The following is a 7,545-nucleotide window of genomic DNA, read 5'->3' on the forward strand; positions in this document are numbered from 1 at the left end:
TCCGCGGAGGGATTTCTGGATTGCTTCGCTACCCTCGCAATGACAAGGGCTACCGCTCGAACGCCGCCTTCAGTGCGTTGAGATGCGGCACCAGTGGGTTGCCGATCGAGGAATGATCGACCGGCGGGGTGTGGATGGTTGTGTCCAGGCGGCGCACGCGGGTCTGGAGGCTCATCGAGCGGTGGATCAGGTCCTGGAGCTGCGACGGAAGCTTCTCGATGCTGTCGGTCGAGCCGGGATCGGCGGCGGAGAGCTTGACCTTGGTCTTTTCGCGGTTGGCTTGGCCGAGCGTCATCTCGCCTTCCTTCACTGCGCGGTGCAGCAGCAGCCACGACGCCAGCTGCATCAGGCGGGTGGTCAGGCGCATGCTCTCGGTCGCATAGGTGAGGCTGACGGCACGATCGAGCGCCTTGGCCTCGGTCCGGCCGGCGCCATCGAGATAGGCCGCGGTCTCCTCGACCAGGTCCATGCCCTCGCGGAACAGGACGCCGAACGCCGCAGAATTGGTGAACCGCTCACTGAGTTGAACGAGAGCGCCTTCGGCTTGCAAACGTTCCATGGTTAACGCCCCTTACGCAACTGTCTGACTGCCCGGCTTTGGCGCCGGCTTATGATGAACAAATCATTGCGCGGGCGCGACGCCGAGTCCAGTGACAAGCGCGGATATGGTTTCCGCGGGTCTTTCCTCGGAATTCAACCGCGGCGAGACGCAAAAAGGCGGAGCTGGGCGCAAAAAAGAGCCGCCGGAAAACCGGCGGCTTTGAAAGTTGATAACAGGGAGGCGTCAAACAGAGTGGACAGGAGCCACTCGGTGTCCAAACAAGGACAGTTCCAAGTCATAAACTCGAAAGCTTAATGTGGAGTAAACGAGCGATTATTTTGAGGGTTCGTTAGCCATGTCGGTCAGTGGCCGAGTGCGCCCGCGGAACGAACTCTCTCCGTCGCCCCGGCCTAGTGCGCAATTGCGCACGGGGGCCGGGGCCCATAGCCACAGGGAAAAGTCGTCGCGCGAGCCGGCAACTCCGAGTCTTCGTAGAACTGCTCGCACGGCGTATGGGTCCCGGCCTCCGCCGGGACGACAGCTATTGTGTGGCTCTACGACTTGAACACGCTGTTGGCCGCATCGCGCGAGGCGCGCTTCTTTGTTGTGGCTTCTTCCAATCTTGCGATCTCGCCCTTGAGCAGCGCGATGCGCTCGGTCAGTTCCTCCACCGACAAGAGTGAGAGATCCTGTCCGATGTCATGGCTGATCTTCTTGCGCGGACGGTCGTCGTCTTCCATCGCCATCCTTGTTCCTCCTGCGTTCGCATCACAAGCGGCTGAGGCGGTTGCCAGCCTGCATCGCGCTGGCTAAGCAATGGCCTCGTTCCATCCCGCACCTTTGCTCAAGGACACATCATGGACAAGCTGCCCGCGCAAATGACCGTGGTCGCCATCTCGAAACCCGGCGGACCGGAAGTGCTGGTGCCGGAACAACGGGCGCTGCCGCAGCCCGGCCCCGACGAGATCCTGGTCAAGGTGCAGGCCGCCGGCGTCAACCGTCCCGACGTCGCGCAGCGCTCCGGCGCCTATCCGCCGCCGCCCGGCGCCAGCGACCTGCCCGGTCTCGAAATTGCGGGTGAAGTGGTGGCCGTGGGCAGCAACGCCAAGCGGCACAAGATCGGCGACAAGGTGATGTCGCTGGTCGCCGGTGGCGGCTATGCGCAGTACTGCATCGCCCAGGACGGTCAGGCGATGAGCGTGCCGCCGTCGCTGTCGATCAAGGAAGCCGGCGCACTGCCGGAAACGCTGATGACGGTTTGGCACAATGTGTTCGAGCGCGGCGGCTTGAAGGCCGGCGAGACGCTGCTGATCCATGGCGGCTCCTCCGGCATCGGCACCATGGCGATCCAGCTCGCAAAAGCGTTCGGCGCGAAGGTGATCGTTACCGTGGGATCGCAGGACAAGATCGATGCCTGCCTCAAGCTCGGCGCGGATCGCGCCATCAACTACAAGGACGAAGACTTCGTCGCCGTGGTCAAGGCGGAGACCAACAACGCCGGCGCCAATCTGATCCTCGACATGGTCGCCGGCGACTATGTCGATCGCAACTATGACGCCGCCGCGCTCGACGGCCGCATCGTGCAGATCGCGACCCTCAACGGACCCAAGGTCAGCGTCAACATCGCCAAGGTGATGGTGAAGCGCCTCACCCATACCGGCTCGACGCTGCGCCCCCGTAGTAATGCGGACAAGGCGGCGATGGTGGCCGCGATCGAGGCGAAAGTGATGCCGCTTTTGCGCGAAGGCCGGGTCAAGCCGCTGATGGACAGCACTTTCCCGCTGGAAAAGGCATCCGACGCGCACCGGCGGATGGAAACCTCGGCACATATTGGCAAAATTGTGTTGGAGGTCTAGGCCAACGGCCCACAGGGCAGGCCGGAAACCCTTTGATTTTCCTTGCTTTCGTGGCATCTATCGCGACGCACCGAACCATCCTGTTCCGTTCGGAAAACGCCGTGCACCGAAGAGCCTGCACCGAAGAGTTTGCGTCGAACGCGGAGAACTGACCTTGCGTCTGATCAGGTGCCTCGCGCCCATAGCGCTGGGCCTCATGATTCTCGTCTGCGCGTTCCCGGCGCGCGCGCTCGACGCTGTCAGCGTCCGCGGTGACGCGCCCGCAATCGACCTCACCGGCGTGCTCGAGCATCAGCGCAGCGACGCCGACCGCATCCAGGTCTCCACCGCGCCCGGCACCGACGGCATCGTCCGCCGCATCGAGGTGCGCGCCCGCGAAGGCGGCCAGAACTGGGTGGTGTTCGCGCTCGCCAACAACACCGACGACCAGCTCGACCGCCTGATCGTCGCCCCGCATTACCGCATCGTCTCCTCAGGGCTGCTCTGGCCCGACCTCGGGCTGTCGCGCATCGCAACCATCACGCCCTCGACCGGCGACCGGCCGGAGCGGCAGGAGAGTCCGACCGCCGACGTCTTCCGCATCACCCTCGATCCCGGCGCCGTCGTCACTTTCGTCGCGGAGCTGCGCACCGACAAGCTGCCGCAGCTCTATCTGTGGGAGCCGGAATCCTACAAGGACAAGGTCAACTCGTTCACGCTGTACCAGGGCATCGTGATCGGCATCTCCGGCTTGCTGGCGCTGGTGCTGACCATCCTGTTCGTGGTCAAGGGCAGCATCATGTTCCCGGCCGCCGCGGCGCTGGCCTGGGCGGTGCTGGTCTATATCGGCGTCGATTTCGGCTTCTGGGGCAAGGTGCTCGACATGTCGAACAACGCCGAGCGCATCTGGCGCGCGGCGGGTGAGGCGATCCTGGCGGCGACGCTGCTGGTGTTCCTGTTCGCCTATCTCAATCTCAGTCGATGGCATGTGCGCTATTCCCACATCACGGTGGGCTGGCTCGCGTTCCTGGGCTCGCTGGTTGCACTGGCCCTGTTCGACCCTGCCGTCGCTTCCGGCATCGCGCGCATATCGCTGGTGCTGATTGCCTTCGCCGGCTTCGCGCTGATCGTCTACCTCTCCACCCACGGCTTCGACCGCGCGGTACTGCTGATCCCGACCTGGTTCCTGTTGGTGGTCTGGGTGGTCGCTGCCGGCATGACGGTCGCAGGCTCCGTCACCAACGACATCGTCGGACCTGCCCTGCTCGGCGGCCTCGTGCTGATCGTGATGCTGATCGGCTTCACGGTGATGCAGCATGCGTTCGCCGGCGGCGGTGCCACCACCGGCGTCGTCTCCGACATCGAGCGCCGCGCGCTGGCGCTGGCCGGTTCCGGCGATTTGATCTGGGACTGGGACGTTTCCGCCGACAAGGTCTTCACCAGCCCCGAGACCGAAGCCCTGCTCGGCCTCAAGCGCGGCACGCTGGAAGGTCCGGCCGCCTCCTGGCTGGAAGTGCTGCACCCGCTCGACCAGGACCGTTTCCGCGCCGCGCTCGACAGCGTGCTCGACCAGCGCCGCGGCCGCCTGGTGCAGGATTTCCGCCTGCGCACGCCGGACGGTCACTTCATGTGGTTCGCGCTGAAGGCGCGCCCGGTGGTCGGCTCGGACGGCGAGGTCTCGCGCGTGGTCGGCACCCTCACCGACGTCACCGAGCTGCGCAACGCCGAGGAGCGCCTGCTGCACGATTCCGTGCATGACAATCTCACCGGCCTGCCCAACCGCAAGCTGTTCATGGACCGGCTCGGCGCCGTTGCGCATTTCGCCAAGACCATGCCGACGCTGCGGCCGACGCTGATGGTGATCGACCTCGACCGCTTCAAGCAGGTCAACGATTCCGTCGGCATTGCGGTCGGCGATTCCATCCTGCTGACCTTGGCTCGCCGCCTCACCCGCATCCTGAAGCCGCAGGATACGCTGGCGCGGCTCGCCGGCGACCAGTTCGGCCTGATCCTGCTCTCGGAGCAGGATCCCGCCCGCATCACCGCCTTCGCCGAGACGATCCGCAAGACCATCCGCGCGCCGATCGCCTTCAACGAACGCGAGATCTTTCTCACGGCATCGATCGGTCTCGCTTTGTCCGATCCGCAAGTTCAGCTCACGGACGAGATCATCAAGGACGCCGAGCTTGCGATGTATCACTCCAAGCGCATCGGCGGCGACCGCATCGACGTTTACAAGTCCGCGATGCGCGCGCGAAAAACCGACCGGCTGACGCTGGAGAGCGAACTGCGCCGCGCCATCGAGCGGCAGGAGCTCACGATCCTGTATCAGCCGATCGTGCGGCTCGAAGACCGTTCGGTCGCCGGCTTCGAGGCGCTGGTGCGCTGGGATCATCCCAAGCTCGGACGCATGGCGCCGTCGGAATTCATCACCATCGCGGAAGAGACCGGCCTGATCATCGACCTCGGCATGTTCGTGCTCGACCAGACCGCCAAGCAGCTCTCGATCTGGCAGCGCGCGATGCGCTCGCGCGAGCCGATCTTCGCATCGGTCAACGTCTCCTCGCGGCAATTGCTGCGCCATGATCTGATCCACGACATCCGCACCGTGCTGTCGCGCTCGTCGGTCGCGCGCGGCACGCTGAAGCTGGAACTGACGGAATCGCTGGTGATGGAGAATCCGGAGCACGCGGCGCAGATGCTGACGCGGATCCGCGAACTCGGCACCGGGCTGTCACTCGACGATTTCGGCACCGGCCATTCGTCGCTGGCCTATCTGCAGCGCTTCCCGTTCGACACCATCAAGATCGACCAGTCCTTCGTGCGCACCACCAACCGCGGCACCCGCCCGGTGATCCTGAAGTCCATCATCGCGCTCGCGCACGACCTCGGCATGCACGTGGTCGCCGAAGGCGCCGAGACCGATTCCGACGCGGTCGAGCTCTACCAGATGGGCTGCGAGTACGCGCAAGGGTTTGCCTTCGGCGAACCCATGGACGCCGACGCCGCGATGCGCCTGCTCACGGAAGTCCGTCTGGAAGCGGCGAGCTAACTTCCCCTTCGTCTCACCCAGGCCTGCGCCGGTCGCTCTTCAGCTTCGTGAACCGCACGCTCGCACCTTCCGGCATCCGCATCGCCTTGAAACCCGCGGCGAGGCAGGCTTCGCGCTGCGGCATCTGGATGTCCGGGCTGCGCAGGCTGTCCCACCATGAGGCACGATTGGCCGCGCGCGGCAGGGCCGCGCCGATGATCTCTTCGATCTGTTCATAGGTCAGCACGAATTCCGCCTGCTTCTGCCGCATCAGATAATCGCGCAACGCGTCGTAGTCGTTCACCGCTGTCCTCTTCGCTGGTCGAAGGCCCGCTTTGCCCAAAAACGTGAGCCGCGGAAACCAATTTTTAACTCATTCCGGCAGCGCCGTCCCGGCTTAAACACTACTCAAGCTTTCGGGCGCATTCACTGGTGTCGGGAGCAAACGATGTTGTCTCGATGGCGCGACGTCACGGCCCGCCGGCCATGGCGGCTTTCGGCGAAGCTGCTGATCATCTCGTCCGTGGTGACGGTGATCGGCTTTTCCGCCATTTGCGTCAACGTCATGCTGGACATGCGCCGCGGCGAGGAGGCGCTCGCCCGCCAGACGCTGGAAAACCTGGCGACGACCATCGAGTCCGACGTCAGCCGCAACATCGAGATCTACGATCTGGCCCTCAAGGCGGTCGCCAGCAACATGCTGCTGCCGGAAATCGCCACGGTCTCCAAGCCGATCCGTCACCTCATCCTGTTCGACCATGCGACCACGGCGAGGCATTTCGGCGCGATCCAGGTGTTCGACGCCGACGGCCGGCTGACCATCGACGCCTCGACGCTTGATCCCGTTGCCGAGAACCGGAGCGACGAGGATTACTTCAAGGCCCATCGCGACAATCCGCAAGCCGGGCTCTTCATCAGCCGGCCGATGCTGTTCCGCGGCGCCTATTCGATCGTGCTGAGCCGGCGCATCAGCGACACCGACGGCGGCTTCCTCGGCGTCGTCGCCGGATCGATCCGCTTCAGCTATTTCCACGAATTGTTCGAGCGGCTGAGCCTCGATCCGGACGACACCATCACCGTGCTCAAGCGCGACCGTACCGTCATGATGCGGCGGCCGTTTGATCTCGACGTGATCGGCACGAATCTGGCCGCCCGGCCGGTCTGGAAGGCCGAAAATCTGAAGATCGGCGGCGCATTCGCCGGACAGGGGCCGATCGACGGCACGCCGCGGCTCTATGTCCGCAGCAGTGGGACCGGCCCGCTATTCGTGGTCGCAGGCAAGCCCCTGAAGGCCGTGTTCGAGCTCTGGCAGAGGGAAGCCTATCGCATCGGCGCCGTGGTCCTGGCGCTCAGCCTGTTCATGCTGGCATCGACGCTGGTGCTCGCGCGCGAGATCGGCCGGCGCGCCGAGGCCGAGCGCAAGCTCGAGGAGATGGCGACGACCGACGCGCTCACCGGCCTGAAGAACCGCCGCAAGTTCGACCAGGTGATCGACGTCGAATGGCGCCGGGCGATGCGGCAGCAGACGCCGATCGCGCTCTTGATGATCGATGCTGATCACTTCAAGGCCTACAACGACACGTTCGGCCACCAGGCCGGCGATCAGGTGCTGGTCGGCATCGCCATCTGCATTTCCGACTCGGTGAGCCGCGCCGGCGACTGCGCCGCGCGCTATGGCGGCGAGGAATTCGCCGTGCTGCTGCCGGGCACCTCGGTCACGGACGCCCTCGATGTCGCCGAGAAGATCCGCACCAAGGTGCAGGGATGGTCCGACGACCACACGAGCTCGACGGTGTCCTGCGGCATCGCGAGCCTCGTTCCCACCACCGGCATGGACTGGCCGCTCCTGGTCGCCGCCGCCGACAAGGCGCTCTACGCAGCAAAAGCCGGCGGCCGCAACCAGTCGGTGGTCGCAAGCCTGCCGAAGCTGTCGCTGGTGGCGTGAGGGATTGTGCCCTCGGTGTCGTCCCGGCGAAGGCCGGGACCCATAACCACAAGGCATAGTTTAGCGAAGACCCGTCGTTCGGTACTGCCACCGGCCGCAACCGATGGATCACGCGGTATGGGTCCCGGCCTTCGCCGGGACGACTGCGACCACTACTGCCCCAGATACTTCTTCATCTCCGCGATCAGCCCGT

At 64.8% G+C, this 7,545-nt stretch carries 6 protein-coding genes; 3 read left to right on the forward strand and 3 right to left on the reverse strand.

The features are described from left to right. Positions 1 to 49: 49 nt before the first annotated feature. Both rcdA and AC0L3P_RS22100 read right to left on the reverse strand, forming a co-directional pair. Positions 50 to 559 carry a protease adaptor protein RcdA gene (gene rcdA / locus AC0L3P_RS22095; RefSeq protein ID WP_007599893.1) on the reverse strand — a complete coding sequence of 170 codons (510 nt, stop codon included), beginning with the start codon at positions 557 to 559 and terminating at the stop codon, positions 50 to 52. Between the two features lie 536 nt (positions 560 to 1,095). Then, positions 1,096 to 1,287 carry a DUF1192 domain-containing protein gene (locus tag AC0L3P_RS22100; RefSeq protein WP_275172241.1) on the reverse strand — a complete coding sequence of 64 codons (192 nt, stop codon included), beginning with the start codon at positions 1,285 to 1,287 and terminating at the stop codon, positions 1,096 to 1,098. 111 nt (positions 1,288 to 1,398) lie between these two features. Here AC0L3P_RS22100 and AC0L3P_RS22105 point away from each other — a divergent pair, with 111 nt between their 5' ends. Together AC0L3P_RS22105 and AC0L3P_RS22110 are read left to right on the forward strand one after the other, a co-directional pair. Beyond that, positions 1,399 to 2,397 carry an NAD(P)H-quinone oxidoreductase gene (locus AC0L3P_RS22105; RefSeq protein WP_473304980.1) on the forward strand — a complete coding sequence of 333 codons (999 nt, stop codon included), beginning with the start codon at positions 1,399 to 1,401 and terminating at the stop codon, positions 2,395 to 2,397. A gap of 154 nt (positions 2,398 to 2,551) precedes the next feature. Beyond that, a complete protein-coding gene (locus tag AC0L3P_RS22110) occupies positions 2,552 to 5,428 on the forward strand; it encodes an EAL domain-containing protein (RefSeq protein WP_473304982.1) in 2,877 nt (958 codons plus the stop codon). Positions 5,429 to 5,441: 13 nt separating this feature from the next. On the opposite strand, the gene AC0L3P_RS22115 is transcribed toward AC0L3P_RS22110, so the two are convergent. Continuing rightward, positions 5,442 to 5,711 carry a DUF7662 domain-containing protein gene (locus tag AC0L3P_RS22115; protein WP_473304984.1) on the reverse strand — a complete coding sequence of 90 codons (270 nt, stop codon included), beginning with the start codon at positions 5,709 to 5,711 and terminating at the stop codon, positions 5,442 to 5,444. 144 nt (positions 5,712 to 5,855) lie between these two features. Here AC0L3P_RS22115 and AC0L3P_RS22120 point away from each other — a divergent pair, with 144 nt between their 5' ends. Then, on the forward strand, positions 5,856 to 7,352 hold the full coding sequence (locus tag AC0L3P_RS22120; RefSeq protein ID WP_354209444.1) for a sensor domain-containing diguanylate cyclase: 1,497 nt from the start codon (positions 5,856 to 5,858) through the stop codon (positions 7,350 to 7,352). Positions 7,353 to 7,545: the final 193 nt, after the last annotated feature.

It is taken from the genome of Bradyrhizobium sp. WSM4874 (assembly GCF_055811835.1).

What these genes read in the sequence shown, in the direction of transcription:
- rcdA (WP_007599893.1), bottom strand. Translation starts at nt 559, where the DNA reads ATGGAACGTTTGCAAGCCGAAGGCGCTCTCGTTCAACTCAGTGAGCGG.
- AC0L3P_RS22100 (WP_275172241.1), bottom strand. Translation starts at nt 1,287, where the DNA reads ATGGCGATGGAAGACGACGACCGTCCGCGCAAGAAGATCAGCCATGAC.
- AC0L3P_RS22105 (WP_473304980.1), top strand. Translation starts at nt 1,399, where the DNA reads ATGGACAAGCTGCCCGCGCAAATGACCGTGGTCGCCATCTCGAAACCC.
- AC0L3P_RS22120 (WP_354209444.1), top strand. Translation starts at nt 5,856, where the DNA reads ATGTTGTCTCGATGGCGCGACGTCACGGCCCGCCGGCCATGGCGGCTT.